This window comes from Pseudomonas cavernicola, assembly GCF_003596405.1.
Classification (GTDB): domain Bacteria; phylum Pseudomonadota; class Gammaproteobacteria; order Pseudomonadales; family Pseudomonadaceae; genus Aquipseudomonas; species Aquipseudomonas cavernicola.
The window spans coordinates 265,049-286,781 of record NZ_QYUR01000002.1; the positions used below are offsets into that span (position 1 = coordinate 265,049).

General features: G+C 62.3%; 7 protein-coding genes and 1 pseudogene. 3 read left to right on the top strand and 5 right to left on the bottom strand.

All coding sequences use genetic code 11. The features are described 5' to 3' along the window. Positions 1-24 precede the first annotated feature (24 nt). From imm45 to D3879_RS01585, 5 genes and pseudogenes are all read right to left on the bottom strand, one after another. The gene (imm45, locus tag D3879_RS01565) at positions 25-360 is read right to left on the bottom strand and encodes an Imm45 family immunity protein (protein ID WP_119952387.1); all 336 of its coding nucleotides are present in this window, start codon (positions 358-360) and stop codon (positions 25-27) included. After that, a pseudogene (locus D3879_RS01570) lies at positions 360-5,942 on the bottom strand (hemagglutinin repeat-containing protein); the annotation flags it as partial. The gene imm45 and the pseudogene D3879_RS01570, both read right to left, overlap by 1 nt. A gap of 529 nt (positions 5,943-6,471) precedes the next feature. Then, the gene (locus D3879_RS01575) at positions 6,472-16,002 is read right to left on the bottom strand and encodes a two-partner secretion domain-containing protein (RefSeq protein WP_158592054.1); all 9,531 of its coding nucleotides are present in this window, start codon (positions 16,000-16,002) and stop codon (positions 6,472-6,474) included. A gap of 27 nt (positions 16,003-16,029) precedes the next feature. Next, the gene (locus D3879_RS01580; protein WP_119952390.1) at positions 16,030-17,736 is read right to left on the bottom strand and encodes a ShlB/FhaC/HecB family hemolysin secretion/activation protein; all 1,707 of its coding nucleotides are present in this window, start codon (positions 17,734-17,736) and stop codon (positions 16,030-16,032) included. Between the two features lie 952 nt (positions 17,737-18,688). Continuing rightward, positions 18,689-19,075 carry a DUF4345 domain-containing protein gene (locus tag D3879_RS01585; RefSeq protein WP_119952391.1) on the bottom strand — a complete coding sequence of 129 codons (387 nt, stop codon included), beginning with the start codon at positions 19,073-19,075 and terminating at the stop codon, positions 18,689-18,691. A 131-nt stretch (positions 19,076-19,206) separates the two neighbouring features. Between D3879_RS01585 and D3879_RS01590 the strand changes: the two genes are divergently transcribed. The 3 genes from D3879_RS01590 (at position 19,207) to ypfJ (ending at position 21,504) form a co-directional block, all read left to right on the top strand. Then, the gene (locus D3879_RS01590) at positions 19,207-19,641 is read left to right on the top strand and encodes a DUF411 domain-containing protein (RefSeq protein ID WP_119954852.1); all 435 of its coding nucleotides are present in this window, start codon (positions 19,207-19,209) and stop codon (positions 19,639-19,641) included. A gap of 26 nt (positions 19,642-19,667) precedes the next feature. Next, the gene (locus tag D3879_RS01595; protein WP_119952392.1) at positions 19,668-20,540 is read left to right on the top strand and encodes a PhzF family phenazine biosynthesis protein; all 873 of its coding nucleotides are present in this window, start codon (positions 19,668-19,670) and stop codon (positions 20,538-20,540) included. 67 nt (positions 20,541-20,607) lie between these two features. Then, positions 20,608-21,504, top strand: a complete 897-nt coding sequence (gene ypfJ, locus D3879_RS01600; protein ID WP_119952393.1) for a KPN_02809 family neutral zinc metallopeptidase — start codon at positions 20,608-20,610, stop codon at positions 21,502-21,504. Positions 21,505-21,733: the final 229 nt, after the last annotated feature.

Genomic DNA, 21,733 nt, shown 5'->3' on the forward strand with positions numbered 1-21,733 from the left:
CCCTTTTTCCGTCCCCAAATACTCCTACTTCTGTATCTTATTCCGCGTATTATACCGCTCCAAAATATAAACAAATTCAACGGGGCAATCTGGATATATCCACCGCTCCCAGTTTGAGATAAGCCAATCTTTAGATATTGCATGTCCGGAAGGTGAGAAACTTTCACGTGGGAGTTGAATTAAAACTAAACCTGCCTTATTCCCAGACGAAACGATGAGAGTATGTCCACACTCCGGATCTGGAAAGTCAACAACCATAAAATCAACAACAGCTTCGTAGGGCCACTTTGCAGGCAAACGAAGAATAGCCCCTCTAGAGATACTTGACTCAGAGTAATCGACAAGCTTCGTACTTTTCATTATTTGACCTTCAAGTCGTGGCCGCCGGAATAGTCTTTCGACCCAGGTACGGACTCCAAGTTAAACTTAACCTCCCCCATATGAGCACCTGTCTTTCCATTAACCACTTCAAAGCGCCCATGCTGGGTATCTACCGCATACAAGCCACCACTTTGACTAACATATACATCTCTCCCATTAGTTCGACTTAGCTTGCTATCTTTCTTCCAACCATAAGAAACAGCAACTTCCTGAGCTGTTTTCTTGACCTCTGCAACACGCTCGCCGGGGGGGAGTTTTACTAACCCTCGTTCGAAGGAGTCGACGGTTTTTCCATTTGGTAAACTCCCCTCACTATACATGTTCCCCGACGGCAACTGATGCTCAGGGTTTGTATAGCTAGTGCCTCCTTGCGGCCCATCCAACTGCGACCCTCCCGTATGGGTCGGGAGCTCAACTCTTCCATCTGCCCCATACCCTCCACCAGCTACATCATTGCCTGAAAGAGGGTCAACAATCGGGTTGACCAGAGGGCCATACTTTGGATCAAGCGTATGGATCGGGAACGCGGTTCCAACAACCAGCGCCCATAGCTCAGCAGATAAACGCACTTGCTCTCGAGCATTTGCTCCTGTCTTAGCAGTAGCTTCCATCAGGGAGTTCGCAGCTTCACTCAAATTCTGCTGGTTACCGGATGTCGCAGCAGCCGATAGAAGAACGACGCCCAGAGCTTCTACTACAGGCACCCCTAATAGAAGAGGGCCGAAATTCTGCTGCACCCCGTTCTGCGGATGCTGCAGCTTCGCCAAGAGGGCCAAGGTCTGCTGAGCTTTCGTAGGATCCTGTTCAGCGAGTTGTGCAACACGATCTGCGACTGCTTGGTTTTCCGCCCCTCCTGCATTCTCAGTAATTACGCCCACTAGTCCTCTAGCCGCTGAAGCCCTTTGCTGCGCATCGCCTTTATTCAACTGCCTTAGTACTTCCACTACCCTCAGATGCCGTTGAATTTCTTCGAGGCTTTTACCCTCTGCGAGGCTCGAGCCTGCAATGATGAGCTTGCCGACGTTCGCTAAAGCCTCCTCACTACTCTCCCCATACCTCTCAACACTCTGTTCCCACTGTTCATAGGTCTCAACCGGATGACTCACCGCATCAACGGACGAACTGCTCGCATACAGATCCGTCCGCTCCTCCTCGTCCTTGGTGACCTCATAAGCTTGGGAGAGATCCCGGTTCAACCCAGCCGTGGAGTCGTTGCTGGTCTCGGCGTCGTTGCGCACGACGACGTCACCCGCCCCTACCGTGGCTCGAACGATCTGATCACGCTCCTTGCGGTAGTCGTAACCACTAACACTCCAGCCACTTTCCCCTTTCTTGCCCTTGCCGACCTGGCTGGGGTCTTGAACGATGCTGGTGCCAGTGGCCTGCCCTGTTTCACCAGAGCTAAAGCCATAGCTACCGCCTACGTTGAGGTAGTAGCCATGCTCCTTGTCTTCGCCCTTGATATCGCGGAAGCCCAGGGTGCCTGTGTCCAGCTTGAGGTTGCCGCTGTCCGAGGCGAGCAGCGCGCCGTCGAGTTGGGTGTGGTTTTCGGTGCGAATGTCCAGCCGGTCCTTGGCGGTGATGCTGGTCTGCTCTTCTATCCAATTGGTCTTGCCGGTAGTTTTGCCGTAACCCACCGAGCCACTGACACTGACACCGGCGCCGACGGTGACCGTGGCGCTGATATCGAACTCCTTGCCTTTGACCTTGCCAGTATCTGGCACCGACGAGACGCTAAGGTCGCCCCCAACTCGCCCGATCACCTCATCGCCGCGCAGTTCGGCACCGGCAATGGTGGTGTCCTTGCCGCTGGTGAAGCTCAGGCGATCACCGGCATAGAGGTAGGCTTCCTGCTGGCGGTCGCCTTCACGCTCCAGCTGGCCTTTGCCCATACTGACGCTGGCGTAGACACCAATGCCTTGCTGGCCGACGGCGATGCCGACCTCACCGCCGCCGCTGCGGCGCGTGGACTCCTCGTCGAACTCATTCCCGGCGGCACGAATCGTCAGATCGTTGCCGGCGTTGAGTTTGATATCGCGCTCCGCCTTGGTCTGAGTGCCGATCAGGGTCAGGTCGTTAGTGGCCTTGAGATCGATATCGCGACCGGCTTGCAGTTGGGTTGGCAGCGAGGTGCCGCGCGTCTGCTCTTCAATCGCTTCGCCACGGCTACCGCCGATACCGACCTTGAAGCCGCCGGCGGTTCCACCATTGATGCCGCCTTGGCCGCGGCTCTCCTTGTTTTCATTGGTAGCGGCACCACGCGCCACATCCAGCGTCACGTCTTTGCCGGCCAGGCTGATGTCGCGCCCGGCGTGCAACTGGCTGCCGCTTACGGTTAAGCCATCACCGGCCACTGCGTTGATATCGCGCCCGGCATCCAAGGTGGAGGCACGATTGCTTCGGGTCTCCTGGCGGCTGCTGGTTTCCTGGCTGGCCGAACCTAGATGAACGGCAATGGTCGGGCCCGACACGAACTGTCTGACCGCATCGACGGCCTGCAGGGCGCTGGAGCCCTTGCTGACTCCGTTATCGCCCTTGCCCGCCCCGCCCACGGCATCCTTGGTATTACCGTAGTTATGGCTGACGTTGACGGTGAGACCAGTGCGTTCGCGCCTGTCACTTTCCTCTTGAACGAAAGTCTCGCGGGCGGCATCCAGGTTGATGTCACGGGTGGCTCGCAGGTTGATATCGCGCTCGGCCTGAAGGTCGGAGCCTCTCTGATTGATATCGCGACCGGCTTGCACGCTCACGTCCTGGCCGGCGCTGATCTGGCTGGCAGCGGCGGTTTCTCGCTGCTGGCGGTCTTTTTCCTGGCTACGCTCGGCGCCGATGAAGAAGTTGACCCCGTTAGCGTCGCCAGAAACGCCGATACCCACCTGCTTGTTCTTTTCCCAATTGCGCTGCGTGCTGGTGTCTTGGGCCGCCACGACATTCACGTCACGCCCGGCGTCGAGGCTGACGTTGCCGCCGGCACTGATGCCGCTGCCGACGACATTGATGTCCCGCTCGGCCTGCAATTTCGCATCACGATCCGCCACGACCTGGCTTCCGACGGTGGTGCTGCTTTGCGCTTCCCTGCCAGCTTTTTTGGCCGAGGAGACGGAAAGGAAGCCTCCCGATGTGGAAAGCCCAACCTTCTTCTTGTACTGCTCGCTCAGGCTGTACGCCGTGTCATTGGCCGACACCAAGTTGATGTCGCCGGTGTCGTTAACCAACCCCGCACGCAGCTCGACATCGTTGCCAGCCGTGGCTTCGCTGGCGCGTAGGCGGATGTCGTTGCCGGCAGCAATCACCAGGTCATTGCCCGCATCCAGTTCGCTGGCGACCTGGGTTGCTGTGGTTTGCAGCTGGCTCTTGCCACTCTTCGACAAGCCAAGGAAGCCAGACTTGGTCTTCTTGCTGTATGAACCGTGCTCTTCGACGCCAGACAGCACGGCGACGTCGCCCGTCGCACCTACCAAGAGGTCATTGCCAGCCTTGAGCTGGCTGCCGATGACACTGACATCGCGGCCGCCATTGAGGCTCATGCTGCCGTCTGCACTCTGGCTGGCGTTGATGGTGAGATCGTTGCCGGCCTTGATCACCGAAGCGACGTTGGTGCTGTTGTAGCTCTCCGACTGCGTACTGCTGCTACGGCCGAAGGAGCCTTTCTTCTTTCTGAAGTAGTAAGAGGAGCTCTCGTCCTTGGCGGAGAGGATGTTGATGTCCTGCTCGGCATCCAGGGCGACGTTGTGCTCGGCCTTGACCTGGCTGCCCAACACCGTCAGATCCTGCCCGGCGCTGATGGAGATGTCTCGGCCCGCGCCCAACTCGGTCGCCTGCTGTTTGAGCGAGCGGGTTTCCTGGGTGACTTTCTTACTGCGCGAGGCGAAGTGATCCTCGTTGGCTGCCGCGGCCAGGGTCACATCCCCCGCAGCGCTCAGGGCGATGTCGCGACGGGCATCGATCTGGCTGGCAATGGCGGAAATGTCGCGCCCGGCATTGATCTGGATATCACGCCCGGCGTTGACTTCGGCACCCAGTTGGGTGACGTGCTCGTTGAGGTAGGCGCTGCCACGGGCCTGCCGGGTGCGTTCTTCGACTGAGGCGATGGTTACGTCACGCCCGGCGTCGATGCTGAGGTCGCCCTTGCTGTCGAACACAGCGCCCAGGTTAACGACATCACGCCCGGCCTTGAGGCTCAGACTGTTGGCGGCCTCAATGCGCGAGGCGCTGTCGACGTAGTCCTGTGTCCGCTGCTGGCCGGCGTAATTGACCTCATGGCGGGTGACGTTACGCTGGTTGAGCAGATCACCGGTGACCGCGGTCAGGCTGACGTCACGCCCGGCGATAATACCGCCCCGGGTGTTGGTGAGATTCTTATCGGCCAGCAGATCCAATCGGTTGCCGGCCTCGATCAGGCCCGTGTTAGCCAGATCACCACCCGCCCTGGCACTGAGGTTATTGCCGGCCCGCAGGGTGCCGCTGTTATTCAGCTCACCGCCACTGATCAAGCTGACGTCCTTGCCCTGAATCAACGCGCCATTGGGGCCCAGCCGGTTATTGGCCTGGGCCAGGTAGAGCACCGGCACCAGCACCTTCTCGCCGTTGACTTCGTACTCTTCGAGCCAGACGATGTCGTGGGTCAGCGCGGCGACCTGTGCGGCGGTCAGGGTGACGCCAAGGGACAGGTTCAGCGCCTGTTTGCTGGCGATGGCATTGTTCATCAGGTAGCGGAACATCGCCTCGTCGCTGGTCAGGCCATTGAGGAAACGCTGGCCTGTGCGTGCGACTACCGCCTCGCGGACCAGGCGTTGCTCGTAGAGGCCGTCGCCCAGGCGCTTCTGGGCCTGATCCGAGTCGTAGCCGAGGTTACCGAGCATGTAGTCGGAACTGAGGAACTGCTTAAGGTTGGTCAGCTCCGGGTTGGTTTCGATCAAGTACTTATGGCTGTTGGTCGGGGTGGCACTGCTGGGCAGGCCCTGCACCTGGGCCACTAGCTGCGCCACGGGGGGAGCGATGGCAAGCTGTGCCTGATTGGCGCTGGGCACGACCTGGGGCACGCCGGCATTGTTCTCGCTGTTCCCCAGGCTGACCTGTTGGCCGCTGACCGCGGTAATGCTCGCAACATTCCCGGCGCTACGTTGGATCTGCTCAGTGGAGCCCGGCAGCGCAAGCGCCCCTGACAGGACTTGGCCGCTTAGAGCGACGGGCGCCGCTGCGCCCCCCGAATCGACCGCGCCGGTGGTGCCACTCGCCAGCAGGCTGCCGCCGCTGTTGCCCAGGCTCCAGGCACTGCCCTCGACCTGCCCGGCGGCCAAGCCGCCATGGGTGGCGATGGCCAGGCTGCGTCCTTGGGTTGCGGTATGGCTCAGGCTCTGCTCGCGCTGGCCCAGGGCAATGCTGCGACCGGACAGGGTGCGGTCGCCTGCGGAGGTTTGCGCGGTGCTGGCGACGCTGCTTTGGGCCGCCTGGCCGCTGAGGCGGAACAGGCCGTTCTGGCCCTGCGGCAGGCTGAAACCAGGCAGAGTTAGCGGGTTGATTTGTTGCTGCTGAAGGTCGGGCGGCAGCTGCGGATTAAGGCTTATTACCGTAGGAACCCTGGCACCACCAGCTTTTTTGTGTCTCAATCTGAAGAGTGATGTCGCGCCGCGACACCAGCACGCGTCCACACCATTTCGTGACTTGTTAGTCGCCGAGAGATATTGACATTCCCCCGCCTGAACAACCGCAAAGCGACAGTTATTTGACGTTTACTTATGAATTAAATCAGAGAAAACACTGAAAGCTTGAATAGCCGCCGGAGCTGCGACTCGTACACCAGAAGAGTAACTCGGATGTGCAACTCACCCACCATACAAGTCAGCCCTACCAACTTCCATACCGACCAGATGCCAAAAGCTGGAATATCCACACAATTTCTCGCGTTACCTTGCCTGACCCGGAACGGATCTTCAACAAAAACTTCCCTTCATCAGGAATTCCAAAAACGAATATGGCCTAACAAAACTCTCCATACGACCCAACCAATCTACCCCCGAATCATAGCCAGAATGCATCTATAAGATTTAATACATAATCTCATTCCAGAAGATCACGCCCAGCATCAGACTAATTATATCTGCCACGAGTATAAATTCTCAAGCTCACTACCTGAATGCTCAAAAGAGAAGCAACTTCTATATTAATATCCCTAGCGGCGCTAACTGAAGAGTTGGTATTCAAAAACATACCGCCCTCAACAACCAAATCCCGCTCAGCAACAATACTGGCAGAAACAGAAGAAGATTCTTGTACAACCTGAGTTGTAAAATCCTCTTCCCAGACCAAATGGGAACTCTCGGAGCGACCAGCACTACCACAACTAAAGCAACGCACTCCTATAGCTCCTGAATTCAATATGGAGGTCGTCTCGAACTTATCCTTCCTATTTATGAAAGAGTCAGCCTTAACAAAGATATCCGCGCCACTTTCGATAGTGGCGGAAATATTCTCGACTGAGTTGGAACGCACCAGTTGATCATCCTTGGCAATGCCCAGCGCCCCCAGGCTATAAACATCCGCATACCTATTAGTGAAGTTATCCACCCGCAGCGCCATCTCGTCGCCGCTGAAAATCAAGCCGTTTTCGTTAAGCAGCGTCGGCGCGTACAGGCGCAACTTCTCCGCACTACCCAAGGTGCCGTAGTTATTCAGGGTGCCGGCGCGCACGGTCAGATCGGCGGCGGAGGTGAGCTTGCCGCGGTTAGTCAAAAGGCCCGAACTGGTGAGGCTGGTCAGCCCGCCGCCGGTGATGCGAGCGGCCGTGGGCAGGTCGATGCTGGCGGCGCTGAGGCTCAGGTCGCCGAGGCTGGTGAGGCGGCCGTTGCCGCTGTAGCCGCCGGTCAGGTTGATGTTGAGGCTGCCATCGCTGGCCAGTAGGCCGTCGTTGACCCAGGTATGGCCGCTGCCGTTGAGGGACTGGGCGGCCAGCAGTTGGCCGCTGGCGGTCTGGGTGAAGGTGCCGATATTGAGGGTCAGGCGCCCGGCCTGGAGCACGCTGCTGTTGCTCCAGCTGTCCGCGGTCAGCGTCAGGGCGCCGTTGGTGACCAAGCTGCCGCCGGCCTGGGTGACTTGGCCGGTGGCGATGTCGAAAGTGCCCGAGCCGGTGTGCAGGATCTTGCCGCCCGCGTTTTGCAGGCTGGCTACATCGAGGGCGAAGGCGGCGTTGGCGGTTTCCAATACGCCGAAGCGGTTATCCAAGGCGCCACTGGTGATCTGCGTCTTGCCACTGCTGCCGAGCGCACGCAGGGTGCCGCCGGTGTTGTCGAGACTGGATGCCTGCAGGCCGAGAGTTCCATCGCTTTCGAGGATGCCGAAATGGTTGTCGAGTGCGCCGCTGAGGCTGAAGTCGATCTGCCCGGCGGCCACCTTGCCGCCCTGGCCCAGCGCTTCGCCGCGGTTGTTGAAACTGCTGCCGGTCAGGTTCAGTCGGTTGGCGGCATAGAGGCCGCCGCGTTGGTTAGTGAAGCCGCTGGTGCGGATGACATTGTCGCCATTCAGCGCCGAGAGGTGACCGGCGCTGTTGTCGATGCCCTGGTCGGCCTGGATATCGAGGGACTGAGCCTGGGTGATGCCGCCGTCGGCGTTAGTGAACAGGCCGCCGGTGACCAGCTTCAGCCAGCTGGAAACGCTGCTGAGCACGCCGCCACGGTTGTCCAAACTGCCCGCCTGCACGGTCTGGCTGCCGGCCCGGCTGAGGATGCGACCGCCCTGGTTGTTCAGCGCGCCGCTCAGGCTCAGGTTCATATCGCCCTGGCTTTGCAGGGTGCCGGCGCTGTTGTCGAGGCTTTGCGCGGTCAGGTTGAGTTTACCGAGCTCGCTGTAGATCAGGCCGTCCTGGCTGTTGTTCAGCTGGCCGCTGAGGCTCAGGGTCAAGTCGTTGCGGCTGGCGAGGGTACCGGAAGCCGAATTGTTCAGCTCGCCGGCGATCAACGTCAGCAGATTCTGGCTGGCTAGCTTGCCGCCACGGTTGTCCACGCTGGCGGCCTTGAGCAGCAGCGGTCCGCCGCTGGCCAGTTGGGCATTGCCGCTGTTGGTCAGGGCGCCAAGCAGGGTCAGGGTCATGGCGCCATTGCTGGACAGTTTGCCCCCGGTGTTATCCAGCGCACCGGCGCTGTACAGGGTAAGCGACTGCCGGGCACTGAGCTGGCCGGAGCGGTTGTCCAGGTTCTGTGCCAAAACGTCCAGCTTGCCGGCGCTGTCGATCAGGCCGGCGTTCCGATTGTCCAGCGTGCCGTTGATAGTCGCCGTGAGATCGCCTTCGGCCGAGAGAACACCCGTGACATTGTTCAGGCTGGCGGCTTTGACCTGCTGGGTGCCTTTGCTGACCAGCGCGCCCTGGTCGTGGTTGTCCAGCGCGCCGCTCAGGTCGATGGCAAGATTGCCTTCGCGGCTCGACAGGGTGCCCTGGGCTGAGTTGTCCAGGCTGCCGCCCTTCACCTCCAAACCCTTCCAGCCGGAGAGCAGGCCGCCGTTGGCATTACGCAAAGCGCCGGCCTGCACGCTCAGTTGCTGGCTGCTGATGAGTCTGCCCTGGTCGCCGTTATCGAGGCTGCTGGCCAGCAGGGAGAAGGATTGCGTGCTGGAGATTTCACCGCTCTGCCGATTATCCAGCGCCCGCAGGTTGTTCACGACCAGCGGGCCACGGGCGGAAAGCAGGCCGCCACGGTTGTCCAGATCGCCGCCCTTGAGGTCCAGCGTCAGGCCCGCTTCGCCGATCAGGCGGCCTTGCCGTTGGATCAGCCGCGCGAGCGTCAGGCTCAGATTGCCCTTGGCGGACACTTCGCCGCCCTGGCTGGAGTCCAGGCTGGCTGCCTGCACGCTTAGCGCGCCGTCGCTGATGATTAGCCCGTTGCTGCGGTTGTCCAGCGTGCCGGCGTTCAGTGTCAGGCCCTGCTTACCGCTCAGGGTGCCGCCTTGGCTGTTGTTCAGATCGCCACTGGCCAGTTGCAGCGTGCCGGCGCTGGTCACCAAGCCGGCGTCACTGTTGTTCAGCGCACCGGTAGTGAGTTCTAGATCGGCGGCGCTGGAGAGCAGCCCCTTGGCGCTGTTGTTCAGCGAAGCGGACTGGACCTTGAGATTGCCACTGGCGACCAGGGCACCGTTGTCGTGGTTATCCAGCTCGCCCTGGAGCGTGGCCTCGATGTCTTCACCACTGGCGAGGGTGCCGCCGGCACTGTTGTCCAGGCTGCCCGCCGCAACCTGCAAACGCTTGGCCGCCGAGAGCGCGCCTTGCAGGTTGTTGATTAGGGCACGGGTGATGCGCAGCTCCAGCGCAGCGCCGCTGATGATGCGGCCGCCGCGGTTGTTCAGCTCGTCGGTGACCAGGCTGAAGCCGCTGGTGCTGGAGATTTCGCCGCCTTGGCTGTTGTCGATCGAGGCCGCGTTCTTCAACAGCAGCGCGCCGGGGGTGGCGATCAGGCCCTGATTGCCGTTGTTCAGTTCGCCATGGTTGAGGTCGAGGGTCAGCGCGGTTTCGCTGACCAGTTCGCCGCGGTCGTGCTGATCGAGACCCTGCAAATCGGCATTCAGCGCGCCCTGGCTGGCGATCCGCCCCTGGCTACTGTTGTTCGCTTGGGCAGCCTTGAGCTGCAGGCGACCACTACTGGTGATGCTGCCACTCTGCTGGTTATCGAGCGCTCCGGTGCCGATGCTGAGATCGCCCTTGGCGCTGATGCGGCCGCCCTGGCTGTTGTCCAGCGTGCTGCTGGCGAGGATCAGTTGGTCATCGGTGACCAGCTTGCCGCCGCGGTTGTTCAGGGTGCCGGTGACGATATCTAGCTTGCCGGCGCTGGAAAGAACGCCGCCGGCATTATCCAGCGTAGCGGAGCGGACCTTCAGCCCGCCTTCGCTGATCAGCGCGCCCTGGCCATGGTTGTCCAGCGCACCGCTGAGCTCGAGATCGAGCCCTTGCTGGCTGGTCAGGGTGCCACCCTGGCTGTTGTCCAGGGTGGTGGCTTTCAGCAGCAGGCCATCGCGCCCGGACAGCAGGCCCCGGGTGTGATTGAGCAAGCGTTGCACGGTCAACGTCAGGCCGGCATCGCCGATGATGCGGCCGGCGCCGCTGTTGTTCAGCTCATTGGCACTCACCAGCACGGCGGCGCGGCTGGAGACTTCCCCGCCGACGCTGTTATTCAGATTCGTCGCGTTGAGGTCGATGCCTTGAGTGGCGGCGATCAGCCCGCCATGGCTGTTGTCCAGGGTGGTGGCTTGCAGCTTCAGCTTGCCCTGGCTGATCAGCTCGCCACCCTGCTGAGTGAGCTCACCCACCTCGGCGTTCAGGTCGCCCTTGCTGGCCACCTGGCCCTGGGCGCCATTGCCCAGCCGCCCGGCCTTGAGCTCGAGCTTGCCGTCGGCGACGATGCTGCCGCCGCTACCGTTGTCGATCTGGGTCAGATTGAGAGCGAGGTCATGCTTGCTGCTCAACAGACCCTGCTGGCTGTTGTCCAGCCGGTTGCCGGAGACGCTCAGCGCGCCATCGGCGATAACGGTGCCGCCCCGGTTATTCAGTTGGTTGCCGTCGAGGTCGAGCCGCCCCTTGCTGGACACAATGCCGCCCTGGCTGTTATCGAGGCTGTCGACCAGCACCTTCAGCGGCCCCTGGCCGATCAGCGCGCCGCCGCCCTGGTTGTTCAGTGCGCCACGCACCTTGAGGTCGATACCCGCCTGGCTGACGAGCGTGCCCTCCAGGCTGTTATCTAGCGATCCTGCGCTCAGGGTTATGCCTTGGCGCCCGGAGAGGATACCCTTGGCCCGGTTGAGCAACAGCTCAACGGTCAGGGCCAGGGCATTGCCGGCGATCACTTTGCCGGCACCGCTGTTATCCAGGCTTGCGGCCTGAATGCTCAGGTTCGCGGCACTGGAGATTTCGCCGCCCTGGTTGGTCAGCGTAGCGGCCGTGATGGCCAGCCCCTGCTGGCCGGCGATCAGGCCGGCGGTGCTGTTGTCGATGGTGTTGGCGCGCAGGTCAAGACGACCGTTGCTGAGCAGCTCGCCGCCGTTGCGCTGGTTCAGCGTCGCGACCTCGACACTGAGATCGCCTTGGCTGGATAGCTGTCCGCCCTCGCTGGAATCCAGGCTGTCGGCAGCAACAGTGGCTCGCCCATCAACGATGAGGGTGCCGCCACGGTTATCCAGCGCTCCGCCCTGCAACAGCAGATTGCCACGGGTGCTGAGCAGCCCGGCGCCGGAGTTGTTCAACTGCTCGAGTGTCAGCTGAAGGTCGCCACCGCTGAGCAAACGACCAGCGTCGTGGTTATCCAGCGTCCCGGTCGTCAAGGTCAGCAGTTGCGCGCCGCTCAAGGAGCCGCCAGCGCTGTTGTCGATCTGCTTGCCACTCAAGGTCAGGCTGGTGTTGCTGGCCAGCAGCCCCCTGAGGCTGTTGTTCAGGCGTTCGAGAGTGGTGTTCAGTCCCACCTCGCCGATGACTCGGCCGCCGTCACTATTGTTTAGCGAGCCAGCCGTGATGCTCAGGCCACGCTTGCTGGAAATTTCGCCGCCTTTGGCGTTGTCGATGCTGGCGGATTCGAGCCGCAAATCGCCCTTGGCGGCGATCAGACCTTGTTGATGGCTGTCGAGGCTACCGGCCTTGAGATCGAGCGAGCCCTCACTGAGCAGTTGGCCGCCTTCGGACAGGTTCAGGCGTTGATCCACCTGAACGTCCAGCGCCCCTTGGCTGGCAACCTGCCCCTTCGCACTGGAATCGAACTGCTCGGCTTGCAGCTGGAGTTTCCCGCCACTGAGCAGTTTGCCTTGCTGGCGGTTATCGATGACGTTCGCTGTCAGCAGCAGGTCGCCACCCGCCCTGACCCTACCCTCGTTGGCGTTGACCAGCTGGTCAGCCGAAAGCGTGAGCAGAGCGCCGCTCAGTACGCGACCACCCAGGCTGTTGTCCAACAGGCGAGTTTCAAGCGTCAGGGCTTTACCGGCACTGAGCACGCCCAGGGAATGGTTGAGTAGGTGGTCGGCTACCAACTTCAGACCGGCCTCGGCGATCAGGCGTCCTTGGGTGCTGTTGTTCAGCTGGACGGCCTTGAGCTCCAGGTTCTGGCTGCTGGAGATTTCACCGGACTGGCGATTGTCGATGCTAGTCGCCTCGACCGAGGCCTCGCCTTTGGCGGAGATCAGCCCCTGGTCGGCGTTGTCGATCGACTGCGCGCGCAGGAGCAGTCCCCCGCCGCTGAGCAGTTGTCCAGCGCCATGCAAACTGAGTTGGCCCGTTAGCCGAACGTCCGCCACGCCATTGGCCACCACGCGGCCAGCGGCGCCCGAGTCCAGGCTGTCGGCCCGCAGGCTGAACTGCCCGCCGCTGAGGATGGCGCCGCCGTTCCGGTTGCTGGCGGTGCCGCTAGTCAGCTGCAAGTCACCCTGGCTGCTGAGCTTGCCGGCGTCGTTGTTCAACGTCGTGCTGTGCAGCTGAGTGGCGGCGCCACTGGCCAGGGTGCCCTGGGCGTTATTCAGCTCCCCGCTGCTGAGCGTCAGCTTGCCGGCGCTCAGTAAGACACCGCCGCGGTTATCCAGCGCGTTGCTGACCAGCAGCAAATCCTTACCGGTGCGCAGGCTACCGGCGGCGTTGTCGAAAGCCCCTTGGATAGTCGCGCTCAGGTTGCCGTTGGTTTGAATCCGCCCTTTGTCCCGGTTAACCAGGCTGCCGGCCTTGAGCGTGAAATCCTTCTCGGCCGCCAGCACGCCTTGCTGGCTGTTATCGAGCAGGCCGCTGGTCTCGAGGTCGAGTTGCCCCTCGGCCGCCACCAACCCACCCTGGTTGCTCAGGCTGGCGCTCTTGAGCGCCAACGACTGGGCGCTGGAAATCTCGCCCTCGCTCCGGTTATCGACGCTACCGGCATCGATTCGCAGCGCGCCCTGGCTGCTGACCAAACCCTGTTGGCTGTTGTCCAGCACACCTGCTTGCAGCGTGAGCGCGGTCTTGCCGAGCAGTTGGCCGCCCTGGCGCTGGCTCAGCCGCCCCAGTTGCGCGTTCAGTTCGCCCTGGCTGCTGACTTGACCGCCCACGGCGTTATTCAGTGCCGCGGCCTTCAGCTCCAACTTGCCGCCGGCGGTGATGCTGCCTTGAGCGTGGTTGTCCAGCTCGCCAGTGACTGCCAGCGTCATATCGCCGGTACTGCTGAGCCGACCCGCCGTGCTGTTGTCCAGGCTGCCCGCGACCAGGTTCAGGCGCTTGACCGCCGAGAGCACGCCGTTGAGGTTGTTCAGCAGAGTGCGGGTGATGCGCAGTTCCAACGCCTCGCCACTGGCGATCTTGCCGGCGCTGTTGTTCAGCTCGGTGCTTTCCAAGCTGAAGGTCCGGTCGCTAGAGATTTCGCCGCCCTGACTGTTATCGATGGTTGCGACATTTTTCAGCAGCAGGCTGCCGGGGGTGGCGAGCAAGCCCTGGCGACTGTTGTTCAAACGCCCGCCGGCGAGGTCGAGGGTCAGCGCGGTTTCACTGAGCAACTGTCCGCCGCCCTGCTGATCCAAGCCCGCCAGATTGGCAGTTAGCGCAGCCTTGCTGGCGATACGGCCCTTTTCGTTGTTATCGACCTGCCCACCCTTGAGCGTCAAACCGCCTTGACTGACGATGACGCCCTGCCCGCGGTTATTCAGATCGCCCGTCAGCTCCAGGTTGAGGGTGCCGCCGCTGAGCACTTGGCCCCCAGTGCTGTTGTTCAGGCTGGTGGCCATCAGGGTCAGCGCCTGCTCACTGGCGATGCTGCCCTGGGCGCGGTTATCGATGGCGTCGGCCTGCAAAGTCAGCACACCGGCACTACCAATCACGCCGCTCTGGGAGTTGTCGAGCTGTCGCACTTCAAGCCCGAGAGCGCCGCCAGCGGATACTTCCCCGCCGTGGTCATTGCTCAGGCGTTGCGCTTTGATCTGGGCCCCAGTCTTCGCCGAGACAACGCCGCCGGCGCCGCTGTCGATGCTCTGCGCGCTAAGGCTCAAATTGTCGCCGGCGATCAAGCGACCGCCCTCGCGCAGATTCAGTCGATCTTGCAGCTCGACCTGCAACGCGCCCTTGGCGCTCACCTCGCCGCCGTTACCTGCGTCCAGGTCAGTGGCCCGCAGGTGCATACGGCCAGCGGAACTGATCCGCCCTTGTTCGCGGCTATCGATGCTGCCGCCGGACAGGTGCATGTCGCTCTGGCTGCTGAGAGTGCCGCCCTGATTGTTCAACTGTGCCGCCTGCACGTTCAGCTTGGCATTGCTCGTGAGCAGGCCCTGCTGGTTCTGCAGCGCAGCGGCCACCTTCAGATCGGCATCGCCCTGACTCTGGATCAGGCCGCCCTGACGGTTGTCCAGCGTCCCCGCTTCGAGGGCCAAGGGGTTATCGGCAAGGATCCGCCCCTGCCGGTTGTCCAACTGCCCGGCGCCGATCTGCGTCTGGCCCTTGCCGTTCAGGGTGCCGCCCTGGTTGTCCAAAAGCTCAGCGGTCTGCACGCTGAGCTGGCGGTTGGCGACCAGGCTGCCGCTATTGCGCAGGCTCTGGCCGGTCAGCGTCATGTCGCCAGTTGTATTGCGGCTGCCATCGGTATTCACGCCCGCTTCGATGACGCCCTGGTTGGTGAGCTGCCCTGCCTTCAGAACAATAGCGTCACGCGCAGCCAGGCTCTGCCGGTTGGTCAGCGCGCCTGTGGCCTGCGCATCGACACTGCCGCCGGCATAGAGCTTGCCGTTGAGCTCGGCACTGCCGGCCTTGAGCTGGATATTGCCGCTGGCGGCGGTCTGCGCCAGGCTCAGGTGGCCGTTGGCATCGATCCGGATATCGCCGGCACTGGCGGCCATGTCCCCGGCCAGCTTCACCCCAACCCCCTGTTCGGTGCCGACCAGGCGAATGGCGCCGGCGTACATGCCGCCGAGCGCCGAGCTGTCGATGGCCAGTTGCGGTTTGGCGCTGCCATCGTCGGCCTTGGCGGTGCTACTCAGGTCGTCGGCCTTGACCGCGTTGCGCCCAGTGATGACGTTGAGCTGGTTGGCGTACAGCGCGGCGTTGAGCTTGGCGCTGTGGGTGATCAGATCGAACTGGCTGATGTTGGCAGCATTCAGGCCGGCGCCTTCAATGGCGATCTCGCCGCCGTCCACGTCGAAGCGATCCAGCCGGCCGTTCTCGATCATCGGCTTGCCGGTGGTCAGGGTGGCGCGCGGGGTGTTGATGAAGCCACAGCCGTTGCAGGTGATGCCGTGCGGGTTGGCCACGATCACCCGCGCCGCCTGCCCGGCCACCTCGGTGTAGCCCTTGAGCTGGCTGGCAGTGCCGCCGCTGACTTCGTTGAGGATGAGGCCGGCCGCCTGACCCTGGAGGTTGGGGTTGCCGAGGACGAGGCCACCGAGCTGGGTGCCCTGGGTCCGGTCGGTGGCGTTGTTGAGGATCAGCCCCTGCGGGTCTACGTTGTAGGCGCTGAACCGGTTATGCGACAGGCCGCTGCCATTGGGCGTGGCGATATTGACGATGGGCACGCCATTGCCGGCCTGGCCCAGGCTGGTATTGCCCCCAGCGGCCGCATCCACGGCCAACTCGGCGGCGGTGGACATGATCGGATTGAGGAACATCACGCCGATCAAGACCGTGGCGATGTTCTGGAACCAGGGGCTGCGGACGTCCATGTGCATTACTCCTACCTTGAAGCTAAATCAGAAGAACAGCTCGAACCGGAAGTACACCGGGTGCTCGCGCCGTTCGATGCTGTCTGGTCGCTCCAGCGAGCGGGCGAAGGTCAGGTTGGCGGCCAGGTGCTGGCCGCGGGTGGAAAGCTCGACGGCGTTGCCTGAGAGGCGGCCACGCAGTTCGGGGTTGTAACGGCCGCCGTGGATCACGCCGACGTCGTAGGCGAAGGCGACGCTGTATTCGTGCATGAACGGCCGCAGCGACTCCCAGCCCACCGGCCGCCGCCAGCGCAACTGATTGCGCCAGTAGCCGCCGGTGTCTCCAGAGAGCGACTGCTCCTTGAAGCCGCGCACCGAGCTGAGCCCGCCGACACTGATGCGTTGCGGGCTGAACAGCACGTCTTCGCTCTTCTGGCCGCTGGCCAGGCTGTCGAAACTGAAGGATTCGCCCCACGCCTGGAACGGCTGCAGAACGCTCGCGGTGAGGCTGTACTTGTTGTAGCGCGCGACCGGTTCGCCGCCGTGCGGATGGCCCTCGTGCTGCGCGTCAAAGGCACCAATGCCGTGCTGCCAACCGAGATCGAGGTTGGCGAAGGCCGAGCCAATCCGCCGGCCGTGGTTGAAGCCGAGCTGACCTTCCGACAGGCGCTGGCTAGAGGCGTCGATAAGGCTGTCTTCGATGAAATTGCGGGTCCTAAGCTGGCTGACGCCGACGCTGGCAGCCGTTTTGCTGACGCTGTCGCGGTGCAGCACACGCTCGCCACGCAGTTGATGGGTCTTGCTCTCGCCGTCCAGATCAAAGGCGAAGCCGTTGGCCTCGTTGCGGGTCCGATAATAGCTTTGGCTGTAGCTGTAGCTGAAATTCCACCAGCCGTAAGGCAGGCTGTAGAACAGGCTTCGATTGGTCGAGTGACGGAAGCGGTCGCTGACGGTATCGCCACCACCGCGCAGGCTGAGCTGGTCAGCCAGACCGAGCGGGCTGTCCCAGTCGAGGCTGGTACCCCACTGCTGCTCGCCGGTACTTTGCTCGCCATCGTTATGGCGGTTGAGGCCGACCCGCCAGGGCTTGGCCGGCTCGCCCTTGAGCAGCACGCGGCTGCCGCCGACCTGCTCGCCCGGCACCAGCTCCAGTTGCGCAGGCCGCGAGGGCAGGCGGCCCAACTGATCCACCAACTGCTCCAGCTCGCGCAGGTTGAGGACTTCGCCGGCCCTGCCGGGGAACGTCATGGCCATTTCACGTGGACTCGCGATGACCGACTCGGCCAAACCTTCAAGTCGCCCTTCAACGACAAGCACCTCAAGCTCGCCGTCGGACAAGTCCTGCTGCGGCAAGTAGGCACGCGAGGTGACATAACCTCGGTCGAGGTAGTACTGGGTGATGGCTTTCAGCAGCTCGTTGAGTTGCCCGCTGCCGAGGCATTTACCTTCGAAAGGCTCGAGCAATTCGCGCTGACGGCTTGCGGAGATGAGCGATGCGCCTTGCAGACGAATGGTGCGGATCTCGAAGCAGCGCTCGTCTGCACTGGGAGCGGCTGGCTCGGCCGGTGCGTCGCGCCCCGGCAATTGCTGCAACTCTTCTAGGCGCTTGCGCTGCTCTTCCAGCACGCGCTCCTGACGGTCGCGGATCAGGTCGCGATCACCGGGCAATGGGGCGCTCCCCGGCGCAACAGCCGCCTGGGCCGAAAGCTGGGAAAACAGCAGAGAAAAACCAGCAGCGAACAACGGCTGACGCATCGCAACCATCCTTGGCGAAGTAGCACCTCAATATCAGGCCGTCATCTTTAATGGCGCCAAAAGCATTCCTCAAGCGGTTTTCCGGCTTGCCCGTAGCTGCTCATCGCTTTGGGAAAAGTCCTACATCAGCCGTGGAATGGTCGCGATTCCACCGTCTCGGATGAACAGTTCCTGGCATTGCGAACGACAGGTCTTCAGGCAAAAACACGCGGCCAAGCGACGGTCTCGTAGGTTGGCGCTGAGCATAGCGATGCCCAACAAGGAGTCGCCCCGCGACTCCCTGATATTCGGAGTCCCGCAGAACAGCCCGGCCTTGCAGGCCGGTTGTTGGGCATCGCCTTCGGCTCAGCACCAACCTACGTTGCGCTCGCCCGATGGCTTTGCGCAGATCAGGTGGGTGGGCGGCAGCGCTTCGTAGGTGCGAGCCTGTGCCCCATATGGATGTGGGGAATGCGGTAAGCCGTAAGGAACCGCTGCCTCCTCGCGAAAGCCCTCAAGCAAAAGCATCGCGGCCAAGCGACGGTCTCGTAGGTTGGCGCTGAGCATCGCGATGCCCAACAAGGAGTCGCCCCGCGACTCCCTGATATTCGGAGTCCCGCAGAACAGCCCGGCCTTGCAGGCCGGTTGTTGGGCATCGCCTTCGGCTCAGCACCAACCTACGTTGCGTTCGCCCGATGGCTTTGCGCAGATTAGGTAGGTGGGCGGCAGCGCTTCGTAGGTGCGAGCCTGTGACCTATATGGATGTGGGGAATGCGGTAAGCCGTAAGGAACCGCTGCCTCCTCGCGAAAGCCCTCAAGCAAAAGCATCGCGGCCAAGCGACGGTCTCGTAGGTTGGCGCTGAGGATCGCGATGCCCAACAAGGAGTCGCCCCGCGACTCCCTGATACTCGGAATCCCGCTGAGCAGAGATGGCCTACGGGGGTGTCGCGAAGGGAGCTCGCCACCCAGGCCACTAGGCACGGCTCAAGCCGCGCAGCGCCATAAAGGCCAAGCCCACCGACACCACCTCGAACAGCAGCAGATAGAGGTTGAAGGTCTGCTGCAGGCCGCCATCCAGCCACAGCCCGGCGATGCGCCCGAAAGCCAACGCCGCATAGAGCAGCACCAGCAATGTCAGTGCGGCGCGAGTCAGCTCAAGGCGCACCGTGGCCAGCAACAGAAACACTGCCAAGCCCAGTTGCAGGGCACCGTAGTAGGCCCGCACATCGGTGATCGCCGCAGCTTCCATCAGCAGCATGCCGCTGAGATTGACCATCTCTTGTGGACGGATGAAATAGGCCAAACCACAGCCGGCCAACACCACGGCCTGCACGGCCAGCAGGATTCGGGCGAACAGCATCTGGCACATCTCCTGGCAAGGTTACGGAGCCTCGAGGATAGGCCGCACAGCCATATCCGGAAACAGGCAGAGACTTGGGCATGGGCAATTCCACCGCTATGCTGGCTTATTGTTTCCCGAGAAACCCCGCCATGCGCTATTTTGCTCTGCTCACCGCACTCTTTGCCGGCACCCTGCAAGCCGCCGACCCCATCGCCATCGACGTTTACCGCGACCCCAACTGTGGCTGCTGCAAGGCCTGGATCAGTCATCTGGAAAGCAACGGGTTCAAGGTAGCGGACCATGTCGAAAGCAACATGAGCGCGGTGAAAAGCCGCCTCGGGGTGCCGCCGCGGCTGGCGTCCTGTCACACCGGGGTGATTGACGGCAAGTTCGTCGAAGGCCATGTGCCCGCCGCGGCTATTCTCAAGCTGCGCCAACAGCCCGACCTGCTCGGCGCCGCCGTGCCTGGCATGCCCACTGGCTCGCCAGGGATGGAGCGCGGCGATGTGCGGGACGCTTATCAAGTCATCGGCCTCAGCCGGAATGGCGGTGAGCGGGTGCTGACTGCATACCCAGGCAACTGACTCATCCGCTAACCCTCGGAGCCGCTATGTCACCCTTGGTTTATTGGCAACTCGATGTATTCGCCGAGCGCCCGCTGGCCGGTAACGGCGTGGCGGTATTCCCCGACGCCTGCACGCTATCGCCCGCCGCCATGCAGGCGCTAACTCAGGAACTGCGCCAGTTCGAATCGGTCTTCCTGCTGCCCGGCGAAAGCCCCGACGAATATGGCGCGCGCATCTTCACAATGGAAGAAGAGCTGCCCTTCGCTGGCCACCCGATTATTGGCGCGGCCGCACTGCTGCATCATCTGCATAACCCTGCCGCAACCGCCGAGTGGACGCTGCAGCTGGCGGCAAAAAGCGTGCATCTGCGCACACGCCGGCAGGGCTCGGGCTTTTACGCGGAGATGGATCAAGGTCTGGCCACGTTCGGCGCGCGGCTTAGCACCGAACAAGCCCAGGTGTTTGCCGAGGCCTTTTCGTTAAGTGCCACCGACCTGGATGACCGTTACCCAGCCACGGTGGTCAGCACCGGCCTGCCCTACCTGCTCTTGCCGGTCACACCGCTGGGGCTGACGCGGGCAAAACAACGCCGCACGTTCGACGCCGAATTGGCCGCCTACGGTGCTGCATTCGTCTTCTTGTTGGAGGTGGATGGCCACGAAGGACGCACCTGGGACCCACTCGGCGTGATCGAGGATATCGCCACCGGCAGTGCCGCCGGGCCGGTCGCCGCCTTTCTGGTGCAGCACGACCTGCATCGGCGCGGCGAAGCCTTCAGCCTCAACCAAGGGCGTTTCCTTAACCGCCCCAGCCGGCTGGATGTCTGTGTTGGCAGTGACGGCCGCGTTAGCGTAGGTGGCAGCGTACAGCTACTGGCGCGCGCCGAACTGCAAGCCAACGCTGCCGAACTGGGCTGACAGTCGGACTGGCGCCCGCGCCCATCAGTAGCAACACTCTAGCCCCAAGGATCAGGAGGACGCCGGTATGCTCTGGAAAAAAGCACGACGTAGCGACAATGTGGTGGACGCCCGCGACAGTGACGGTGGCGGAGGTGGAGGCGGCCGCCTGCGCATCGGTGGCGGCAAGGGCCTGAGCCTCGGAGCGGTCGCCATCATCGTGGTGATTGGCTTGATGACTGGCCAAGACCCGTTGCAGATCCTCGGCCAACTCGCCGGCCAGGCCGGTGCACCGGCCAGTTCTGTCAGCCCGCAAGCAGGCCGCACGCCCGCGACTAACGATGCGCAGTCGGAGTTCGTTCGTGCCGTACTCGGTGATACCGAAGACACCTGGCGGGCGATCTTTCAGCAGGCCGGCAAGCAATACCAAGACCCGACCCTGGTACTGTTTCGCGGCGGCGTGAACTCGGCCTGCGGTTTCGCCTCATCGGCAACCGGGCCGTTCTACTGCCCCGGCGACCGGCAGGTGTACCTCGACCTCGACTTCTTCCGCGAAATGGCCCAGCGCTTTGCCGCCGCCGGCGATTTCGCCCAGGCTTACGTGATCGCCCACGAGGTGGGCCACCATGTGCAAACCTTGCTTGGCGTCTCCGCTCGGGTCAGTGCAGCGCGCCAGCGCGGTGAAAAACTCGAAGGTGACAATGGCTTGTTAGTCCGCCAGGAATTGCAGGCCGACTGCCTGGCTGGCGTCTGGGCCTACCATGCGCAACAGCGGTTGGATTGGCTGGAACCCGGCGACCTGGAAGAAGCCCTGAGCGCCGCCAATGCGATTGGCGATGATCGCCTGCAAAAACAAGCGCGCGGCCAGGTAGTCCCCGACTCCTTCACCCACGGCACCTCAGCGCAGCGCGTGCGCTGGTTCAGTACCGGGTTCGAAAAGGGCCAGGTCAACAGCTGCGATACGTTTAAGGCGGTGAGACTTTAAAGCGAGCGGAATGTCCTAGCGACCTGTTTACGTAGGGTGGAATCCCCGGAGGGGCTTCCACCGCCTACCGCGAACCCACTGACCGCTAGCCCAGCTTGGTGGATTACGCCGCTGCACGGCTAATCCACCCTACCTGCTGTAGGGCGAAATCCAGTTGCTCGAGAAGCAGAGGAGCTTTGCGATCTGTCATCGAGTTTTCCTTCCTTGGAAAGTGGGGGGTGTTTCCCTC